The sequence below is a fragment of the Streptomyces sp. NPDC107581 genome (assembly GCF_055657175.1).
On sequence record NZ_JBVKBH010000003.1, the window covers coordinates 14,304 to 33,693 of the forward strand.

Genomic DNA, 19,390 nt, shown 5'->3' on the forward strand with positions numbered 1-19,390 from the left:
GTCCGTCCTTTCACTGTGCTGCGGGAATTCTCCCGCAGCAGCCTCCTTCCCCCGTGGACCTGCGGAACGCTCTCACTCTCCAGCCGCGACCAATTCCGGCTCGTTGTGGTCCTCCTGACCGGCCGCGGGCCTGCCCGGCAGGAACAGAGCCGTCACGACGGCGCCGATCAGCGCGACGCCCGTACCGCACAGGGCGGTGATGTGCATGGCGTGCAGGAAGGCGTCGTTGGCGGGGGTGACGAGGGCCCTGCCCGGCGCGCCGAGCCTCTCGGCGACACCCAGGGTGGCCTCGATGGACTCGCCGGCCGTGCTCCTGAGGCCGGGCGGCAGCAGGCCGAGCTTGCCCTCGATGCCGTTGCGGTACGAGGTGGACAGGACCGAACCGAGGACGGCGATACCGAGGGCGCCGCCGACCTGGCGGAAGGTGTTGCTGAGCGCCGAGGCGGAGCCCGCCTTCTCGCGCGGCAGGGCCTGCATGATCACGACAGAGGCCGGCGTCATGATGTGCGCCATGCCGGCGCCCATGAAGAAGAAGATGACCTCCAGCAGCCAGATCGGCGTGTCGGCCTCCAGGGTGGCGAACGCGGCCAGCGTGGCCGCGATCATCACCAGGCCCGCGGTGGTCGTGGCCTTGTTGCCGAACCGCTCCACGACCAGCCGGGCGCGCGGCGCGAAGATCATCTGCGCGGCGGCCAGCGGCAGCATCAGCAGACCGGACTGCAGCGGGGAGTACCCGCGCACGCTCTGGGTGTAGAAGACGGAGAAGAACGTGACGCCCATCAGCGCGAAGAAGACCAGCGCGATGGCGGCCATGGCGGCCGAGAAGACCTTGTTCTTGAAGTAGGTCACGTCCAGCGACGGGTGGTCGCTGCGCTTCTCGAAGAGGACGAAGCCGGCGAGGACGACGAGACCGGCGATGATGGTCGCCAGCACCTTGGCGTCGGTGAAGTCGGCCAGCTCACCGCCCTTGATGATGCCGTAGACCAGCAGGACCAGACCGACGACGGACAGGACGACGCCGACCGGGTCGAGGCGGCCCGGCCTGGGGTCGCGCGAGTCGGGCACCAGCCACACCATCAGGGCGAGCGCGATGATCACGATCGGCACGTTGATGAGGAAGACCGAGCCCCACCAGAAGTGGTCGAGGAGCGCGCCGCCGGTGATCGGGCCGATGGCGATGGCGAGTCCGACGCCGCCCGCCCAGATGCCGATGGCCTTGGGCTGCTCGTCGCGCTCGAAGATGTTCATCAGCACGGCGAGTGTGGCGGGCATCACGAAGGCGGCACCGAGGGCCATCACGGCGCGGTAGGCGATCAGCTGGTCCGGGGTGCCGGACTCGGCGGCGAGGGCCGAGCCGATGCCGAACACCACGATGCCGCCGAGCAGGACCTTCTTGCGGCCGAGGCGGTCACCGACGAGGCCCGCGGTGAACAGCAGGCCGGCGAAGACGAGGGTGTAGGCGTTGATCGCCCACTCGATCTGGCTCTGGGTGGCGCCGAGGCCGGTGGGCGCCGGGCTGGAGATGGTCTTGATGGCGACGTTCAGGATCGAGTTGTCGAGCACGACGATGATCAGGCTGAGCATCAGCACGCCGAGGATCGCCCAGCGGCGGCGGTGCACCGCCTCGGGTATCCGGGAGGCAGGGACGGGTGTTGTCATGTGCCCGAGACTACGGGCATTCCAATACGGCACCGTCTCGTATCTGAATTCCTTTACCGGAGCCTTACACAGCGGACCGACAGCACCCGTCGGGGATCACACGGGGGTCCCCCTGGCCGTGGCTGGCACGAAGTGCCACCATGGAGACGATCCGGGGACGCCGTCAGGGCGCCTCGAGATGACTGAAGGAGCCGTTGCCATGACGCAGCTTTCGGCTGCCCAGAACAAGCCTTCCGACGGCAGCAAGGCGCTGTACGGAAGCCTCTACGGCGGGAAGGGCACCCGCCGCATCACCGTCCGCGACATCGCCCTCGCCAAGGAGCGGGGCGAGAAGTGGCCCATGCTCACCGCCTACGACGCGATGACCGCCTCCGTCTTCGACGAGGCCGGGATCCCGGTGATCCTGGTCGGCGACTCGGCGGGCAACTGCCACCTCGGGTACGAGACGACCGTACCCGTCACCCTCGACGAGATGACCCTGCTGTCCGCGGCCGTCGTGCGCGGCACGCAGCGCTCTCTGATCGTCGGCGACCTGCCCTTCGGCTCCTACCAGGAGGGCCCGGTGCAGGCGCTGCGCTCGGCGACCCGGCTGGTCAAGGAGGCCGGGGTCGGCGCGGTCAAGCTGGAGGGCGGCGAGCGCTCGCACGAGCAGATCCGGCTGCTGGTGGAGTCCGGCATCCCGGTGATGGCCCACATCGGGCTGACCCCGCAGTCCGTGAACGCGATGGGCTACCGCGTACAGGGGCGGGGCGAGGAGGCGGCGCAGCAGCTGCTGCGGGACGCGAAGGCGGTGCAGGACGCGGGCGCGTTCGCGGTCGTGCTGGAGCTGGTGCCGGCGGAGCTGGCGGCCGAGGTGACCCGGGTGCTGCACATTCCCACCGTGGGGATCGGGGCCGGACCCGAGACCGATGCACAGGTGTTGGTGTGGACCGACATGCTGGGGCTGACGTCGGGGCGGGTGCCGAAGTTCGTCAAGAAGTACGCGAACCTGCGTGAGGTCATGGGGAACGCGGTGAAGGAGTTCGCCCAGGACGTCGTCGGCGGCACGTTCCCGCTGGAGGAGCACTCCGTCCACTAGGCCATTGCGGCACCACCCCGGTCAGCCCGCCGATCGTCCCCCGTCGGCGGGCTGACCTTTTGGTCCGGCCTTTGGGTCCGGCCTTTGGGTCCGGCCTTTGGGTCCGGTTCTTTTGTCCGGTTCTTTCCGCGTGGTTGCGGAGCCCGTCGGGGATCCGTCGGTCGCTGTCGGCCGTCCTGTCGGTCATCTGTAGGCCGTTTGTCGGTCGGCGCTGGCACCGTCTTCGGCATGACGCGAATCGATGACAACCCTGCCGGCGAACGTTCCGCCGTGACCGTACGGGGGCTGGTCAAGCATTACGGCGAGACCAAGGCGCTGGACGGTGTCGACCTCGATGTGCGGGAGGGCACCGTGATGGGGGTGCTCGGGCCGAACGGCGCCGGGAAGACCACCCTCGTACGGATCCTGTCCACTCTGATCACCCCGGACTCCGGGCAGGCCACCGTGGCCGGCTACGACGTGGTGCGCCAGCCCCGGCAGCTGCGCCGGGTGATAGGACTCACCGGTCAGTACGCCTCGGTGGACGAGAAGCTGCCCGGCTGGGAGAACCTGTACATGATCGGGCGGCTGCTCGACCTCTCCCGCAAGGACGCCCGCACCCGCGCCGACGAACTGCTGGAGCGGTTCTCGCTGACGGAGGCCGCCAGGCGGCCGGCGAGCACCTATTCCGGAGGCATGCGGCGCCGGCTCGACCTCGCCGCCTCGATGATCGGGCGCCCCGCCGTCCTGTACCTCGACGAGCCGACCACCGGGCTCGACCCGCGCACCCGGAACGAGGTGTGGGACGAGGTCAAGACGATGGTCGGGGAGGGGGTCACCGTGCTGCTCACCACCCAGTACATGGAGGAGGCGGAGCAGCTCGCCTCCGAGCTGACCGTCGTGGACCGCGGCAAGGTCATCGCGAACGGCGCCATCGAGGAGCTGAAGGCCAAGGTCGGCGGCCGCACGCTGCGGGTCCGGCCGGTGGACGCGCTCGAGCTGTCACCGCTCGCCCAGATGCTCGACGAGCTGGGCATCACCGGGCTCGCGACCACCACCGTCGACCGCGAGTCCGGCACGCTGCTGGTGCCGATCCTCAGCGACGAGCAGCTGACCGCCGTGGTCGGCGCGGTCACCGCGCGCGGCATCACGATCTCCTCCATCACCACCGAACTGCCCAGCCTGGACGAGGTGTTCCTCTCCCTCACCGGCCACCGCGCCGGTGACCCGCAGGACGCCGCGCCCGTCGAGACCCGCGAGGAGGTCGCCGTATGAGCGCCGCCACCACCACCGCCGCCGCAGGCGCCGCCGACGTCCGCATCCCGCTGCGCGGGCATGTGCGGCACACCGGCGCGCTCATCCGCCGCAACCTGCTGTGGATCCGCCAGGACCCCGAGTCCATGTTCGACGCCCTGATGATGCCGGTCGTCTTCACGCTGCTGTTCGTATACGTCTTCGGCGGCTCGATCGGGCAGGCCCTGGGCGGCGGACAGGACCAGTACGTGCAGTACGTCATCCCCGGCATGCTGGCGATGATGAGCATGACGATGTCGCAGGGCGTCGGCACCGGCTTCAGCCAGGACTTCAACAGCGGTGTCATGGACCGTTTCCGGTCGCTGCCGATCGGGCGCGGCTCGGTGCTGTTCGCGAAGATCGCGGTGGAGCTGGCCCGGATGCTGTTCGCGACGGCCATCCTGATGGTCGTCGCCGTCCTGGTCGGCTTCGACATCACCCACTGGGCCGGCCTGTTCGCGGCCGTGGGCCTGTCCGCGCTGTTCGCCTCGTCGATCATGTGGGTGTTCCTCACCCTGGGCGTCGTCCTGAAGAACGCCCAGTCGGTGCAGGCGATGGGCTTCCTGGTGCTGTTCCCGCTCCAGTTCGGCTCGTCGATCTTCGCCCCGACCAAGTCGATGCCGGGCTGGCTGCGGCACTTCACCGACTACAACCCGTTGTCCACGCTCGCGGACGCGGCGCGCGGCCTGATGACCGGCGGCCCGGTCGCCCACGACCTGTGGGTGACGGTGGGCTGGTCGGTCGCGATCACCGCGGTGATGGCGCCGGTCGCGATCCACAAGTTCCGCACCAAGGCCTGAGGCCGTAGGGCTCGGACCGGGGCGGCGGCCTCCGCAAGGGAGGAGCCGCGGGCTCGGACCGGGGCGGTGGCCTCCGCGAGGGAGAGGCCGCGGGCTCAGACCGGGGCGGTGGCCTCCGCGAGGGAGGAGCCGCGGGCTCAGACCAGGGCGGTGGCCTCCGCGAGGGAGAGGCCACCGCCCTCGGCGTACGCGGCCTCGTACGCGGGTCCGTCGAGCGTCTCCCGGATCCGGGCCTCGGTCAGGTCGCGCACCCGACGCTCCATGCCGGAGGACACGTGCCCGGCCGGGAGCAGGGCGTCGGCGGCGGCCAGGCAGCGGGCGGCGTCCGCGGCGCCTGCCTCACCGTCACGGCCGGCCAGGGCCATGGCCGCGACGGTGAGGCAGATGGAGGACAGATGCGGGCTGATGGCCTCGGACAGCGGCTCGGCGGCGCGCCGCATGGCCTGACGGGCCAGGGCCAGGGCCTCCTCGCCGTGCCGGTCCAGGGCGTCCAGCCAGGCCTCCTGGGTGAGGATCATGGCGTCGAAGAGGACGAAGTGCACGATGCTGAAATCCTCGCGGAGCAGCCGCAGTTGCTCGCGCGCCTCGCCGGTGCGGGCGGTCAGGCCGAGCCAGCAGGCGAGGAAGAGCCGGGCGGCGGGCATCGCCTCGGTGTGGGCGCCGTCCTGGCTGGCGATGACGTCGCGCAGCAACCGCTCGCCGCGCTCCATCTGGCCCGCTTCCATGAGCACGCTGCCCAGCCGTGCGTTGAGCACGGCCGTCTGGGCGTGGGCCCCGAGGCGTTCGGCGTGTTCGACGGCCGCCGTGTAGTCGAGGGCGGCCAGCTCGTAGTCGCCCTTGCGTTCGCGGGCCTCGCCGCGGGCGGACAGCGCCTCGGCGGTTCCCCACGCGTCGCCGAGGCGGCGGTAGATGTCCAGCGCCTCGTCGGCGTCCCGGGTGGCATCGCCCACCCAGGCGGTGCGGTTGGCGCGGAGGTTGGCGCGCATCTGCAGGGCGCCGGCCAGCTCCCACTCGAAACCGGGGGTGTCCCGGCAGGTCCGGACGGCGGCGTCGGCGATCGTGTTCAGCCGCTGCACGCCACCGGTCAGTATCTCGGCGAAGAACCACAGCATGCCCGGGGCCCGGCAGGTCTGCGGCAGGCCGGGCTCGTAGACCTGGGTGACGACGCGCAGCTTGGCCTGTGCCTCGGGGGTCTGCCAGACCTCCATCTCGGTGTCCATACAGGCGAGATGGGCGAGGTGGATGCCGCGCCGGGCCTCGGCGAGGACTTCCCCGGCGAGCGGGGGCGGGGTGTCGGTGCAGCGCTGCCACACCGGACGGGCGGGGCGCACCGGCTCGGTGAACGGGTCGGGGCCGAGGGCCATGACCTCCTGGCACCAGTTGCGCGCCTCGATGCGCTGGTCGCGCATCTGCCAGAACCAGACCAGGGACAGCACCAGACTGAGCCCCTCCTGCTCGTCGCCGAGGGCGACGGCGTGCCGGAAGGCGGTGCGCAGGTTCTCGTACTCCAGCTGGAGCCGGTCGATCGCGGCGCGCTGCGCGGGGCCGCGCAGCAACGGGTCGGTGGTGCGGGCGAGTTCGCGGTAGTGGGTGAGGTGGGCGCGCTCGGCGCCGGCCCGGCCCCCGCTCTCGTCGAGCCGTTCGGCCGCGTACTCGGAGACGGTCTCCAGGAGCCGGTAGCGCATTCCGCCATCGGCCGACGGGGTGGCCACGACCAGGGACTTGTCGACCAGGGAGCCGAGCGCGTCCAGGGCGGCCGGTCCGCACACGGCCTCGGCGGCGGCCAGGTCGCAGCCGCCCGCGAAGACCGACAGACGGGAGAGGACGTCCCGTTCCTCCGCGTCCAGCAGGTCCCAGGACCAGTCCACGACGGCGCGCAGGGTCTGCTGGCGGGGCAGCACGGTGCGGCTGCCGCCGCGCAGCAGCCGGAAGCGGTCGTCCAGCCGGTCGGCTATCTGGCGGGGCGTCAGCACGCGCAGCCGGGCGGCCGCCAGCTCGATCGCCAGGGGCAGCCCGTCGAGCCGGTGGCAGATCTCGGCACACGCCTCGGGGTCGTCCGCGACCTGGAATCCGGGCCGGGCCGCCGCGCCCCGGTCGGCGAGCAGCCGCACGGCGACCGGTTCGGGCAGCGGCTCCACGGGCCGCACCAGCTCCCCGGGCACTCCGAGGGGCTCGCGGCTGGTGGCCAGCACGGTCAGCTCCGGGCAGCGGGCCAAGAGGCGCTGCGTCAGCCGGGCGGCGGCCTCGATGACGTGCTCGCAGTTGTCGAGGACGATCAGCATCCGGCGCCGGGCGCAGTGTTCCACGAGCCGCTCGACGGGGTCGCCGTGCCGGTCGGCGGCCGCGCGGATGGTCTCGACGCCGGCGCCGTGCAGCACGGTCTCGCGGGCGCCGATCGCGGTCAGCACGGCCTGCGGTACGGCGTCCGGGTCGTCGACGGGTGCCAGCTCGGCCAGCCACACCCCGTCCCGTGCGGTGTGCCGTACCGCCTCGGCGGCCTCCTGGGAGAGCCGGGTCTTGCCGGCCCCGCCGGGCCCGAGCAGGGTGACCAGCCGGGCCGCCGCGAGGTCGGCGCCGATGGCCGCGATGTCGTGCTCCCGGCCGACGAACGAGGTGAGCCGGGCGGGCAGGTTGCCGGGGGCCGCCGGGGCCGCGGGCGCCGGGGCCTCGGGGGCCTCGGTCAGCAACTCGGTGTGCAGCGCGCGCAGTTCGGCGCCCGGGTCGGAGCCGAGCCGGTCCGCGAGGAGCTGTCGTACGTCCTCGTAGGCGGCCAGTGCCTGGGCGGGCCGGCCGGCGTCGCGCAGGGCGCGCAGCCGCAGCGCCTGGAGCGGCTCGTCCAGGGGGTGGGCGTCGCACAGGGCGGTCAGCTCGGGCAGGGACTGCCCGGCGTGGCCGAGGGTGAGGGCGGCCGTGTGCCGGGCGCGCAGCGCGTCCAGCCGACGGGTCTCCCAGCGGGCCGCCTCGGCCGTGTGACCGGGCAGGTCGGCGAGGGCGGGGCCGTGCCACAGGGCGAGCGCGTCGTCCAGCACGGCGGCGGCCTTGTCCGGGTCGCCGTCGCGCAGGGCGCGCTGGCCCTCGCCGGTCAGCCGGTCGAAGCGGTGGAGGTCGATCTCGTCGAAGGCGGCGGCGAGCCGGTAGCCGCCCTCGGCGGAGGCGACGGCGTCGGCGCCGAGGGCCCGGCGCAGCCGGCCGACCAGCGCCTGCAGGGCACCGGCCGCGTCGGCGGGCGGATCGGCGCCCCACACCTCGTCCACCAGCACGCCCGCCGGCACGGTCCGCCCCGCACGCAGGGCGAGGACACTGAGGAGGGAACGCAGCCGCGCTCCGCCGACCGGGACGGCCGTGCCGTCGGGGCGGAACACCTGGGTGGGGCCGAGCAGGCGATAGCGCACGGGGTCCATTGTCTCCGGGGACGACCGGGCACCGCCTCCGGGTTTCGGATGCGCACGAACCGGAAGAAGTCGAAGGTGCGACTCCGGTCGGCCACGAGGATCCCGGTCCCTTCGGGGACCGTCGTGGGCCGCCTCCCCGGCGGCCCGGTCACAGCCCGGCGACGACCGGGGAACCTCCGGCCGTCCGCGGGACGTTTCCCCCGCGTCACCGGTACGGTCGACCCGGCCCGCCCGACGCGCCCCCCGAGGAGCCCTCTGTCATGACCACCGCCACCACCCGCCGCGCCGACCGCCGGGTCAGCCCCGTGTTCCTCGGGATCCTGGCCGTCACGGCGGTGACCGGCTGGGCCACCTGGTCGGGGTTCGCGGCGCAGCCCGGCCTCGCGGTGTTCCTGTTCGTGACGGCGGCCTGGATCGTCTCCCTGTGCCTGCACGAGTACGCGCACGCGCGCACCGCCCTGCACGGCGGGGACATCACGGTCGGCGCGAAGGGCTACCTCACGCTGAACCCGCTGAAGTACACGCACGCGCTGCTGAGCATCGTGCTGCCGGTGGTGTTCCTGATCATGGGCGGGATCGGTCTGCCGGGCGGCGCGGTGTTCATCGAGCGCAGCCGGATCCGGGGCCGCTGGCGGCACAGCCTGATCTCGGCGGCGGGCCCGCTGACCAACGTGCTGTTCGCCGCGGTGTGCACGGCGCCCTTCTGGCTGCACGCCCTGGACGGGGTGCCCCGCGACTTCCGGTACGCGCTGGCGTTCCTCGCCCTGCTCCAGGTGACGGCGGCGATCCTGAACTTCCTGCCGGTGCCCGGCCTGGACGGCTACGGCGTGATCGAGCCGTGGCTGTCGTACAGCGTGAAGCGGCAGGTGGAGCCCTTCGCGCCGTTCGGGCTGCTGTTCGTGTTCGCGCTGCTGTGGGTGCCGTCGGTCAACATCGCGTTCTTCGACGCGATCGACGCGATCCTGCGCGGGCTGGGTGTCGACGACTTCTCCGGCGCCTGCGGCCACGAGCTGTACCGCTTCTGGCGCGAGACCCCGGAGATCTGCACCATCAGCCCGTGACGGACTTGCCCTGCCCCGGGGCCTCACGGTCGCGCTTGATGTAGTACCAGGTCATGTTGGACGACAGGCCCGCCAGTAGCACCCAGACGATGCCCAGCCAGCTGCCCCGGACGAACGAGACGACCGCCGCGGCGACGGCGAGGACGCAGACGGCGAGCGTGTACAGGGCGAGTCGCCGGGGCCGGGCGGGCGGGGGCGAGAGGGGCATGGGGGGTCGGCTCCTTGCGGGGGACACTGCTACGCCGACCAGTGTCCCCCATGAGCTCACACGTCGGTGACGCGGAGCCCGGCGTGTGCCTTGTACCGGCGGTTGACGGAGATCAGGTTCGCGACCAGCGACTCGACCTGGTGGGCGTTGCGCAGCCGGCCGGCGAAGACGCCGCGCATGCCGGGGATGCGCCCGGCCAGCGCCTGCACGATCTCCACGTCGGCGCGCGCCTCGCCGAGCACCATCACATCAGTGTCGATCTGCTCGATCTCCGGGTCCTCCAGCAGAACGGCCGACAGGTGGTGGAAGGCGGCGGCGACCCGGGAGTCCGGCAGCAGGGCGGCGGCCTGCTGGGCGGCGCTGCCCTCCTCGGGCTTCAGCGCGTAGGCGCCCTGCTTGTCGAAGCCGAGCGGGTTCACGCAGTCCACGACGAGCTTGCCGGCCAGCTCCGCGCGGAGGGCCTCCAGGAGCGTGCCGTGGCCCTCCCACGGTACGGCGACGATCACGATGTCACTGCGGCGCGCGGCCTCGGCGTTGTCGGCGCCCTCGATGCCGTGTCCCAGCCCCTCGGCGGCGGCCCGCGCGCGCTCGGCGGCCCGCGAGCCGATGATCACCTTCTGGCCGGCCCGGCCGAGCCGGTAGGCGAGGCCCTTGCCCTGCGGGCCGGTGCCGCCGAGCACGCCGACGACCAGCCCGGAGACGTCGGGCAGGTCCCAGGGGTCCTTGGCGGGGGCCTTCGCAGGAGTCTGTGCGCTGTCGGTAGAGGTCATGGGCCGACTCTACGTCCGTGGCGCGGGCGGCACCGGGTTCAGGTGAGCCGCGTCACGGGCACCCGGCGGAAAGTGATCGTCTCGTAGGCGCCGAAGTCCCCTGTCTCATACAGGAGTCCGACGGTGGCGTGGTCGATGCGGACCAGGTCGGAGTAGGCGGCGGGCAGTCCGTCGGCCGTGAAGACCGTGCGCCAGGTGGTGCCGCCGTCGTCCGAGGCGCGGACGCTCATCAGGGCGCGGGCGGCAGGGTCGGCCGGGCCGGAGAAGAGGAGGAGGTCGGGATCGCGGAGCTGCAGGACGCTGCCCTCGCAGATCGGGGCGGTCAGGCCGGCCTGCGGGCGGAAGGGCTTGACCAGTGTCCTTCCGCCGTCCTTGGAATGGGCGTCGGCGCGGTTGCCGGGCGAGGGCGAGTCGTTGCGGGTGTTGAAGTAGACGCGGCCGTCGGGGAGTTCCGCGGCCGTGGTCTCGTTGGCGTTGACGTAGCCGTCGGTGTTGTCGTCCAGGTAGCCGAGGTACCAGGTCTCGCCGCGGTCGTCGCTGAGCAGGCAGTGGCCGCCGTTGTACTTGGCCTCGGTGCCGGTGTCGGTGCCGGTGGGCGGCACGGTGTGGTTGCCCGGGACGAGCACGCGGCCGGTGCCGAGCTGGAGGGCGTGGCCGGGGGTGGTGGCGTACCAGCGCCAGCCGGGCTTCTTCACCCGCTGGGTGATCTCCCTCGGCGCGGACCAGGTCACCCCGTCGTCGTCGCTGTGCTGCACCCATACCCGGCGGCCGTCGGCGTCCTTGACCCGGCCGCGCAGGATGGCGTCCTCGGTGGCGGTGGCCGCGGCACGGACGTGCACGAGCAGGACGCGGCCGGTGTCGAGGACGACCGGTGCGGGGTTGCCGGCGAGGTTCTTCCCGTTGCTCGCGGCGATCTGCAGCGGGCCCCAGGTACGGCCGCCGTCCGTGGACCGCTTGAGCACGATGCCGATGTGCCCGTGGTCGGCGGCGGAGTCGACCCGCCCCTCGCAGAAGGCGAGCAGCGTGCCTTTCCGGGTGGCCACGACGGCCGGGATGCGAAAGCCGGCGTACCCCTCGTGGCCCGCACGGAAGGGGACGGACACATCGGTCATCGACGGGCTCCTCACGGAGAACACGGACGGGGGACGGGGGCTCGGAACGCGGAACAGTGAACAGCGAACAGCGAACAGCGAGTGCCGAAAGGCGAGTGCTGCACACTGAACATTGACGGGGACGGGGACGGGTCGTGACCATCCCCAGGTCGGGCGAATTCGGGGTGAACTCGGGGTCACGAGTGACCGGTTGCGGCAGGATGCGGTCGCATGGACGCCGTACGGGTCGCGCTGTTGCGCGAAGTGCTCGCCGGGACCGAGTGGTTGGGGGCCACGCGGCGGTTCGCCGGGGTGCTGCGCGGGTCGGTGGTGCGGCACGGGGGCGGTCTGCTGCTGGTGGGCACGCCCGAGTACGAGCCCTGGCACCTGGCCGCGCACCTGGTGGACGAGGCCGCGTGGTCGGGCACGCCGGAGCTGGCGCCCACGCTCGTACGACATCACGCGCGCCCCTCGGATCCCGCGCACCTGGCCGTCGGGCCGGGGCGGATCGAGGAGGCACGACGGGGTGAGACCTTGCTGGTGGTCGCGCCCGAGGAGCCGGCGCACCTGCTGGAGCGGGTGCATGCGGCGCGACGTGCCGGGGTGACGGTGCTGGCGCTCGGGGCGCGCGGGGGTGAGCTTTCCGCGATGGCCCATGACACGCTGGCCGTGCCCGAGGGGGCGGAACTGGACCTGGACAGCGTGCAGCACCTGGTGAGCGCGGCGGCGGGCGAGAACGGGGGCTCGCCGAGGGCGCGGCGGGGTTTCCGGGACCGGCTGTCGCGGGTGGCCGAAATCCTCACGGCACCGCCGGCCGCCCCTTGGTGACTCGCCCACCCGCCCGGCTCGGGCTGATTGGGCAGCGCGCCGACCCGGCTCTCCGGCAGCGCGTGGCCGTAGAACTGCCGAGGCCGGGACACCTCCTGGTCCCGCGTACTGCCACCGCCCCCGGGACCCCGGAGACCACACCGCCGCCGACCGGCAGGCGGAGTGCGGCTCACGCCGACACCGACCGACGGGCCGAGCACGGCTCACGCCGACACCGACCGGCGGGCCGAGCCGAGCGGCCGGGAAACAGACCGGGCGAAGCCACGAGCCGAGGACCGGCACGGAGGTCCAAACACACAGACAACCCGGACGACCACCTCCCAGCAGACCGAGCCGGACAGGCGGGAAACAGGCCGGGTGGAGCCTTCGGTGGGCCGTGAAAAGGAGTTGCTCCGTGCCCCGGGGCGGCAGAACATGCCCCAGTGGCCCAAGCTCTCCTCCCCGACCTCACCCCCTGGAAGGCCTCCGCCGACTTCCGCAGACTGTGGGCCTCAGGGCTGATCAGCAACTTCGGCAGCTTCCTGACCTTCGTCGCGCTCCCGGTCCAGCTGAAGGACCTCACCGGCTCGGCGGCAGCCGTGGGCGCGATCGGCGCCGTACAGCTGCTCCCGCTGATCGTCTTCGGCCTGTACGGCGGCGCCCTCGCCGACGCCCTCGACAAGCGCCGCCTGATCGTGTGGACCGAGGCCGGCCAGGGCCTGCTCAGCGCCGCCCTGCTGCTCAACGCCCTGCTCCCGCACCCCGCCGTATGGCCGCTCTACCTCATCGCCGCCGCCTCCTCCGCGCTGGTCTCCGTACAGCGCCCCGCCCTGGACTCCCTGCTCCCCCGGATCGTCGCCCATGACGACCTCGCCGCCGCGGCCTCCCTGAACGCGCTGCGCTGGACCGTGGGCGGAGTGGCGGGCCCGGCGGTCGCGGGCGTGGTCGTCGCCTACGCCGGCCTCGGCTGGGCGTACGCCGCCGACCTGCTGACCTTCGCGGTATCGCTGGTGTTCGTCGTCCGCATCGCCCCCTCCCCCGCCGCCCGCGAGGCCGCGAAGCCGGACCTGCGGGCCGTCGCGGAGGGCGCCCGCTACGCCTGGAGCCGCAAGGAACTCCTCGGCACCTACGCCGTCGACCTCGCCGCGATGTTCCTGGCCATGCCCATGGCCGTCCTGCCGTTCCTCGCCGACGACCTGGACGCCGAGTGGGCGCTCGGCCTGATGTACGCGACGTTCCCGCTGGGCGCGCTGCTGGTCAGCCTGACGAGCGGCTGGGCCTCACGGGTCCACCGGCACGGCCGCATGGTGGTGCTGTCGGCCGCGCTGTGGGGCGCTGCGGTGGCGGCGGCCGGGATCGTCGGCAACGTGTGGCTGGTGCTGCTGCTCCTGACGATCGCCGGCGGCTGCGACATGGTCAGCGGCGTCTTCCGGGCCGCGATGTGGAACCAGACGATCCCCGACGAGCTGCGCGGCCGCCTCGCCGGCATCGAACTGCTGTCCTACTCGGTGGGTCCGCAGCTGGGCCAGGTCCGCTCCGGCGGCGTCGCCGCGTGGGCGGGCGTACGGACCTCCGTATGGTCGGGCGGACTGCTGTGCGCGGGCGCGATGGGGCTGCTGGCACTGTGCCTGCCGGGGCTGATGGCCTACGACGCCCGGACCAACGAGCACGCGGTGCGGCTGCGCGAGCAGCGCGCCGCCACCACCCCCACGCAGCCCGGCACGCCCGCACAGGCCACCGCACCCACGCAGGTCTGATCAGTCCTCGTCGGCGTCCTGGTCGCCGCGCGCGGAGGCGTCGTGCCAGCGCGGGTCGGTCTCCCACTCGAGGTTGCGCTCGGCCGCGATCTCCATCGCGCGTTGCGCCTCCTGCGGGCTGGTGTAGGGCCCGAAGCGGTCCTTGCCCGGGCAGTCCGGGCCCTCCTCGACCTTCTTGTGCTCCAGGCAGTAGTACCACTCGCCCGGCTTGCCGACGGTGCGCTTCTTGAACAGGGCCATGGACAGCTCCTCTCGCCAACGACATGTTCCCCCATGCCCGCTGGTTAGACTCGCTGGCATGTCTGGCCAGTCGCTGCTCGTACCAGGGGAGCTCTCTCCCATCCGTTCGGTACCCGGGAACATCCGCCGCCCCGAGTACGTCGGCAAGCCCGCGCCGACGCCGTACACGGGACCGGAGGTGCAGACCCCGGAGACCGTCGAGGCGATGCGCGTCGCCGGCCGCATCGCCGCGCAGGCGATGGCGGAGGCCGCGAAGATCATCGCGCCCGGCGTCACCACCGACCAGCTGGACAAGGTCGCCCACGCGTACATGTGCGACCACGGCGCCTACCCGTCCACGCTCGGCTACCGCGGCTTCCCGAAGTCCCTGTGCACCTCCGTCAACGAGGTCATCTGCCACGGCATCCCGGACTCGACGGTCCTCAGGGACGGCGACATCGTCAACCTGGACGTGACGGCGTACATCGGCGGGGTGCACGGCGACAACAACGCCACCTACCTGGTCGGGGACGTGGACGAGGAGTCGCGGCTGCTGGTGGAGCGGACGCGGGAGTCCCTCGACCGGGCGATCAAGGCGGTCAAGCCGGGCCGGCAGATCAACATCATCGGCCGGGTCATCGAGTCGTACGCCAGGCGCTTCGGCTACGGGGTCGTGCGCGACTTCACCGGGCACGGCATCAACTCGTCGTTCCACTCCGGCCTGATCATCCCGCACTACGACAGCCCGCACGCGACGACCGTCATGCAGCCGGGCATGACCTTCACGATCGAGCCGATGCTGACGCTGGGCACGCACGAGTACGACATGTGGGACGACGGCTGGACCGTGGTCACCAAGGACCGCAGGCGGACGGCCCAGTTCGAGCACACGCTGGTGGTGACGGAGTCGGGTGCGGACATCCTGACCCTCCCCTGATCCCCTCCCCCCCACCGCCGGTCGGCGCCGAGCCCGCCCCCTGACAGGGGCGGGCTTCCTCTTGTACGCTTTTACCGACACACTGTCGGCAACTTTCCCGACAGCATGTCGACAACGAGCATTGACTTAGGTAAGCCTTACCTTAGAGGATCTGTTTCATGGACTCCTTCTCGGCTCTCATCCGCACCGCGTCGCACGAGCAGCACGTGGAGGCGGAGACCTCGACGTTCATGAGTGACCTGCTGGGCGGCCGGCTGGGCGTGGCCGCCTACGCCCGCTACACCGAGCAACTGTGGTTCGTGTACGAGGCCCTGGAGAGCGCGGCCGAGCGGCTGGCCGCGGACGCGGTGGCCGGGCCGTTCATCCGGACGGAGCTGCTACGACTGCCCGCGCTGGAGCGGGACCTGGCGCATCTGCGGGGCGCCGGCTGGCGCGCAGGCCTGGCCGCCCTGCCCGCGACCCGGGCGTACGCGGACCGGGTCCGGGAGTGCGCCGAGAGCTGGCCCGGCGGATACGTCGCCCACCACTACACCCGCTACCTCGGCGATCTCTCCGGCGGGCAGATCATCCGGGACCGGGCGGAGAAGGCCTGGGGCTTCGCCAAGAGGGGTGACGGGGTGCGCTTCTATGTGTTCGAGGAGATCCCCAACCCCGCCGCGTTCAAGCGGGGGTACCGGGAGCGGCTGGACGGGGTCGCCGCCGACGAGCTGGAGAAGCAGCGGATCGTGACGGAGTGCAAGCAGGCGTTCGCCTTGAACACCGGCGTCTTCCGGGCCCTGGGCGAGGAGTTCCCGCTGACCGCCTGACCCTCCCCGGGCCACCCCCGGGGCCGCCCCGCCCGCTCACCCGGCCCATTCGGCCAGTGCCGCCCGGCGCGCCTCGGCCAGGCCGGTGTCGCCGTGCCGGGACGCCCAGGCGATGTGGCCGTCCGGGCGGACCAGCACCTGCCGGACACCGGCCAGCTCCGGGTGGTCGTCATGGCCGGTGACGGTGACGGGCAGGACGCGTCCGCTCCGGCCGGCGTCGACGTCCCGGCGCAGACCCCGGTCCTCCCCGGTGAGGTCGAGCAGGACGAAGCGGCCGCCGACCAGTAGCTCGTAGACCCGTTCGGCGGCCGAGTCGGCGGCCCTCAGCCCGAGGTCGGGCATCCGGCGTCCGGCCGGCGGCCCGGCGTCCGCGCCGGCGGGCGGGTAGCCGGCGCCCAGCCCGGAGACCAGAGCGGCCAGCTGCCGGTTGGCCTGCTCGGTGCCGAGGAGGTCGTCGAGGAGTGCGCGCAGGGCCGCCACGGGCCGGGCGTACTGCTCCACCAGCGTCAGTTCCAGCAGCAGGGTCTGCGCCTCGGTGTTGCCGGTGACGGCCGCGCCGACGGGCCGGCGCTCGCGGTCGTAGCTGTCGAGCAGTCCCGGCGGCGCCCAGCCCCGCACCTCGGCGGCCAGCTTCCAGCCCAGGTTCATGGCGTCCTGGAGGCCGGTGTTGAGGCCCTGCCCGCCCGCCGGGAAGTGGATGTGGGCCGCGTCCCCCGCCAGCAGGACGCGGCCCGCGCGGTAACGGTCGGCGAGGCGGGTGGCGTTGCCGAAGCGGGACAGCCACCGGGGCCGGCCGATGCCGCAGTCGGATCCGCACAGGTCTTCCAGGGAGGTACGGAACTCCTCCAGCGTGACGGGCTCGCCGGACGGGACGCGCATCCGTGCCGGGTCGACGAGGACGAAGCGGGTGACCCGGCCGTCCTCGCCGTCCACCGGCGCGGTCAGTACCCCGCGGGCCCGCGCCCGGGCGAGCGCCGGGTCGCCCGGATCGGCGTCCGCGAAGTCTCCGAGGACCGCGGACATCGTCTCCTCGGAGCCGGGGAAGCCGATCCCCGCGGCGGTCCGCACGACGCTGCGTCCGCCGTCGCAGCCGACCACGTACGCGGCGCGCAGCGTCTCCTCGCCCCGGGGGCCGCGCACGTCCACCTCGACCCCGTCGGCGTCCTGCCGCAGCCCGAGGACCTCGGTCCCCCGGGTGATCTCGACGCCGAGTTCGGCGGCCCGCTGCGTGAGCAGGGCCTCCGTGCGGGCCTGCGGGATGACGAGGGTGTAGCCGTGGCGGCTGTCCAGGGCGGTGAAGTCCAGCTTGGTGTCCAGTCCGGCGAAGTGCCAGCCCGGGACGGTCTCGCCGCAGGCCAGGAAGCGCGGTGCGAGTCCGCGCAGGTCCATCAGCTCGATGCTGCGCGGATGCAGCGTCAGGGCGCGGGAGTCGCGCTGGGGCGCGCGGCGCCGCTCGACGACCCGCGCCCGCACTCCGGCGAGTGCCAGCTCGCAGGCGAGCATCAGGCCGGTCGGGCCGGCTCCGACGACGATCACATCACTGCTCATGAGGGTGCCTCCTCGGTGCCCGGACGCTGTCGGGGCATCTCCGGGATCGATGACCAAATTAGTGAACGACGTTCACGTGAACGCTGTTCACTATAGTGAGGCCCATGAGCGACACGTCAACCCCTGCCGAATCCGCGCCGGTCCAGGCCCGGACCGGCCGTGGCCGCCCGGCCCGGCTCGACCAGGCACAACTGGTGGAGACCGCACTGGCCCTGCTGGACGAGTCCGGGCTCGACGCGCTGACCATGCGACGGCTGGCGGATGCGGCGGGGGCACAGGCGGGGGCGCTGTACCGGTACTTCGCCACGAAGGAGGACCTGCTGACCGCGATGGCGGAGCGGATGATGGCGGGCGTGCGGGCACCCGAGGACGACGGCGACTGGGGCGAGCGCCTGTCGGACCTGGCCCGGGTCCTGCGCCGGGCTCTGCTCGCCCGCCGGGACGGGGCCCGCGTCTTCGCGGGCACCCATGCGACGGGCTCGCACACACTGGGCCTCGCCGAGAGCGGGGTCGGCGTGCTGCGGGAGGCGGGCTTCGGGGACGCGGAGGCGGCCCGCGCGCTGATGGCGGTGGTCAACTTCACCGTGGGCCACACGCTGGAGGAGCAGGCCGCGCTGCAGCCGGGCGACCCGGAACTGCTGCGGGAGGCGGTGGCGGAGGGGCCGTATCGCCATCTGGGCGCGGTGCTGCCCTTCTTCACCGCGCCGGACTTCGCGCCCCACTTCGAGTTCGGGCTGGGGCTGCTGGTGGGGGGCCTGCGGGGACTGCGGCCGTGAGCGGCCCCGCGGGGACCGGCGGTGCGGTCAGCGTTCCAGGAACACCCGGCCGCCGACCTCCACCCAGCCGTGCGGCTGCGGTGCGGTCAGGATCTGGGACCCCTTGCCCTGGGTGATGTTCAGGGCGCGGCCCAGGCGGTCGGTGAGCAGCAGCGCCGCCGCGCCGGTCGCCTCGTCCTCCTCGATGCCGTCGCCGCGGCCGGGGAAGGCACGGGCGCGGATCCGGCCGGCCGCCTCGTCCTCCCAGGCCCAGGCGTAGATCCACTCCCCCGCCGGCGGCACGTCGAGGGCGTCCACCTCGGCGGCGGTGGGGTACTGACGCAGGGTGCGCGGCGGGGCCCACTCCGCGCGGGCCTCGATCCAGCTGAACTCGCCGTCCAGGCGGGCCCCGACGACCCCGGCGGGAGTGACCAGTTCGGGGACGTCCAGCAGCCAGGCCGTGCCGACGCAGGGGTGACCGGCGAAGGGCAGCCGCAGCGTGGGGGTGTAGATGTCGATCACCCCGCGCTCGGGGTCGTCCACGAACACGGTCTCGCTGAAGCCGAGTTTCGCGGCCAGCTCCTGCCGGTCGCCCCGCTCGGGCAGGACCGAGCCGTCGCGGACGACGCCGAGCTCATTGCCGTAGCCGCCGTTCGGTCCGCAGAAGACACGGAGTACGTCGTAATCAGTCACTTGGGAATTGAAACACCGCGGCACGGGCGAGCGCTTCCCAGGCGGGGGCGCCGCCGGGCAGGGGCCAGGGGCGGGTGGCGGCCGCCTCGTAGGGCAGCGAGGACATGACGTCTCCGTACGCCCGTACCAGCGTGTCCCGTTGCCGCTCGGCGCCGGGGGCGGCGGGGCGGGCGGTCAGCCGCCGCATCCTCCGTTCGTGTCCGGTGGTCACCTCGTCGGCCGTCCGGCGCCAGTCCTCCCGCCTCCGCGGACCGGGTCGCGCTTCCGTGCGCCGGTCGTGCCCCGACCGACGGCCCGCCGGCCCGGGTGTTCACGGGGCGGCACCTGCCGGAGGTCCACGACCAGCGGGTCGAGGTGCTCCCGCACCCCCGCACGGGCGCGCCTCCGGTGACCCCGGACCGCGGCCCTTGACCATCCCTTTGTCGACCCTTGGCGCCTGATTTGAGCCGTCGAGATCAAGCCGTGCCTGTGACATTTCCGTGAGAGCTGAATCACGAACCCGAGGGGTATGGGTAAGGGAAGCCTCAGGTAAGTTAG

Annotated in this window: 18 protein-coding genes; 9 read left to right on the forward strand and 9 right to left on the reverse strand. The window is 72.7% G+C overall.

The window, feature by feature from the left end; translation table 11 throughout:
• Positions 1 to 72: 72 nt before the first annotated feature.
• On the reverse strand, positions 73 to 1,659 hold the full coding sequence (locus ACZ7P3_RS06840) for an MFS transporter (RefSeq protein WP_472079468.1): 1,587 nt from the start codon (positions 1,657 to 1,659) through the stop codon (positions 73 to 75).
• A 199-nt stretch (positions 1,660 to 1,858) separates the two neighbouring features.
• Between ACZ7P3_RS06840 and panB the strand changes: the two genes are divergently transcribed.
• The 3 genes from panB to ACZ7P3_RS06855 all read left to right on the forward strand — a co-directional run bounded on the left by panB (position 1,859) and on the right by ACZ7P3_RS06855 (position 4,809).
• Positions 1,859 to 2,737: a 3-methyl-2-oxobutanoate hydroxymethyltransferase gene (gene panB, locus ACZ7P3_RS06845; protein ID WP_472079470.1), complete on the forward strand. Its 879-nt coding sequence runs from the start codon at positions 1,859 to 1,861 to the stop codon at positions 2,735 to 2,737.
• Between the two features lie 228 nt (positions 2,738 to 2,965).
• Positions 2,966 to 3,991: an ATP-binding cassette domain-containing protein gene (locus tag ACZ7P3_RS06850; protein WP_472079472.1), complete on the forward strand. Its 1,026-nt coding sequence runs from the start codon at positions 2,966 to 2,968 to the stop codon at positions 3,989 to 3,991.
• Positions 3,988 to 4,809, forward strand: a complete 822-nt coding sequence (locus tag ACZ7P3_RS06855; protein ID WP_472079474.1) for an ABC transporter permease — start codon at positions 3,988 to 3,990, stop codon at positions 4,807 to 4,809. The genes ACZ7P3_RS06850 and ACZ7P3_RS06855 overlap by 4 nt, the downstream gene beginning before the upstream one ends.
• A gap of 137 nt (positions 4,810 to 4,946) precedes the next feature.
• On the opposite strand, the gene ACZ7P3_RS06860 is transcribed toward ACZ7P3_RS06855, so the two are convergent.
• On the reverse strand, positions 4,947 to 8,210 hold the full coding sequence (locus ACZ7P3_RS06860; protein WP_472079476.1) for a BTAD domain-containing putative transcriptional regulator: 3,264 nt from the start codon (positions 8,208 to 8,210) through the stop codon (positions 4,947 to 4,949).
• Between the two features lie 251 nt (positions 8,211 to 8,461).
• Between ACZ7P3_RS06860 and ACZ7P3_RS06865 the strand changes: the two genes are divergently transcribed.
• Complete coding sequence (locus ACZ7P3_RS06865; protein ID WP_472079478.1) at positions 8,462 to 9,262, forward strand: site-2 protease family protein; 801 nt, start codon at positions 8,462 to 8,464, stop codon at positions 9,260 to 9,262.
• On the opposite strand, the gene ACZ7P3_RS06870 is transcribed toward ACZ7P3_RS06865, so the two are convergent.
• The 3 genes from ACZ7P3_RS06870 to ACZ7P3_RS06880 are packed head-to-tail and all read right to left on the reverse strand — an operon-like array spanning position 9,252 to position 11,352.
• The gene (locus ACZ7P3_RS06870; protein ID WP_472079480.1) at positions 9,252 to 9,470 is read right to left on the reverse strand and encodes a hypothetical protein; all 219 of its coding nucleotides are present in this window, start codon (positions 9,468 to 9,470) and stop codon (positions 9,252 to 9,254) included. The genes ACZ7P3_RS06865 and ACZ7P3_RS06870 overlap by 11 nt on opposite strands.
• A 56-nt stretch (positions 9,471 to 9,526) precedes the next feature.
• Positions 9,527 to 10,240, reverse strand: a complete 714-nt coding sequence (npdG, locus tag ACZ7P3_RS06875; RefSeq protein WP_472079482.1) for an NADPH-dependent F420 reductase — start codon at positions 10,238 to 10,240, stop codon at positions 9,527 to 9,529.
• Between the two features lie 38 nt (positions 10,241 to 10,278).
• Positions 10,279 to 11,352, reverse strand: a complete 1,074-nt coding sequence (locus ACZ7P3_RS06880) for a sialidase family protein (RefSeq protein WP_472079483.1) — start codon at positions 11,350 to 11,352, stop codon at positions 10,279 to 10,281.
• Positions 11,353 to 11,562: 210 nt separating this feature from the next.
• Here ACZ7P3_RS06880 and ACZ7P3_RS06885 point away from each other — a divergent pair, with 210 nt between their 5' ends.
• Both ACZ7P3_RS06885 and ACZ7P3_RS06890 read left to right on the forward strand, forming a co-directional pair.
• Positions 11,563 to 12,159: a hypothetical protein gene (locus tag ACZ7P3_RS06885; protein WP_472079485.1), complete on the forward strand. Its 597-nt coding sequence runs from the start codon at positions 11,563 to 11,565 to the stop codon at positions 12,157 to 12,159.
• A 422-nt stretch (positions 12,160 to 12,581) separates the two neighbouring features.
• The gene (locus tag ACZ7P3_RS06890) at positions 12,582 to 13,895 is read left to right on the forward strand and encodes an MFS transporter (protein WP_472079486.1); all 1,314 of its coding nucleotides are present in this window, start codon (positions 12,582 to 12,584) and stop codon (positions 13,893 to 13,895) included.
• On the opposite strand, the gene ACZ7P3_RS06895 is transcribed toward ACZ7P3_RS06890, so the two are convergent.
• Complete coding sequence (locus ACZ7P3_RS06895) at positions 13,896 to 14,135, reverse strand: hypothetical protein (protein WP_472079488.1); 240 nt, start codon at positions 14,133 to 14,135, stop codon at positions 13,896 to 13,898.
• 58 nt (positions 14,136 to 14,193) lie between these two features.
• Here ACZ7P3_RS06895 and map point away from each other — a divergent pair, with 58 nt between their 5' ends.
• On the forward strand, positions 14,194 to 15,051 hold the full coding sequence (gene map / locus ACZ7P3_RS06900) for a type I methionyl aminopeptidase (RefSeq protein ID WP_472079490.1): 858 nt from the start codon (positions 14,194 to 14,196) through the stop codon (positions 15,049 to 15,051).
• 158 nt (positions 15,052 to 15,209) lie between these two features.
• Complete coding sequence (locus ACZ7P3_RS06905) at positions 15,210 to 15,857, forward strand: biliverdin-producing heme oxygenase (protein WP_472079492.1); 648 nt, start codon at positions 15,210 to 15,212, stop codon at positions 15,855 to 15,857.
• 36 nt (positions 15,858 to 15,893) lie between these two features.
• Here the strand turns inward: ACZ7P3_RS06905 and ACZ7P3_RS06910 are convergent, their stop codons facing one another.
• Entirely contained in the window at positions 15,894 to 17,405 is a 1,512-nt protein-coding gene (locus tag ACZ7P3_RS06910) for a monooxygenase (protein WP_472079494.1), read from the reverse strand.
• Between the two features lie 104 nt (positions 17,406 to 17,509).
• Here ACZ7P3_RS06910 and ACZ7P3_RS06915 point away from each other — a divergent pair, with 104 nt between their 5' ends.
• A complete protein-coding gene (locus tag ACZ7P3_RS06915) occupies positions 17,510 to 18,181 on the forward strand; it encodes a TetR/AcrR family transcriptional regulator (RefSeq protein ID WP_472079496.1) in 672 nt (223 codons plus the stop codon).
• A 27-nt stretch (positions 18,182 to 18,208) separates the two neighbouring features.
• On the opposite strand, the gene ACZ7P3_RS06920 is transcribed toward ACZ7P3_RS06915, so the two are convergent.
• Both ACZ7P3_RS06920 and ACZ7P3_RS06925 read right to left on the reverse strand, forming a co-directional pair.
• Positions 18,209 to 18,853, reverse strand: coding sequence for a PhzF family phenazine biosynthesis protein (locus tag ACZ7P3_RS06920; protein WP_472079498.1), 645 nt, complete (start codon positions 18,851 to 18,853; stop codon positions 18,209 to 18,211).
• Positions 18,846 to 19,040, reverse strand: coding sequence for a hypothetical protein (locus ACZ7P3_RS06925; protein ID WP_472079499.1), 195 nt, complete (start codon positions 19,038 to 19,040; stop codon positions 18,846 to 18,848). Before ACZ7P3_RS06925 ends, ACZ7P3_RS06920 begins: the two co-directional genes overlap by 8 nt.
• Positions 19,041 to 19,390 lie beyond the last annotated feature (350 nt).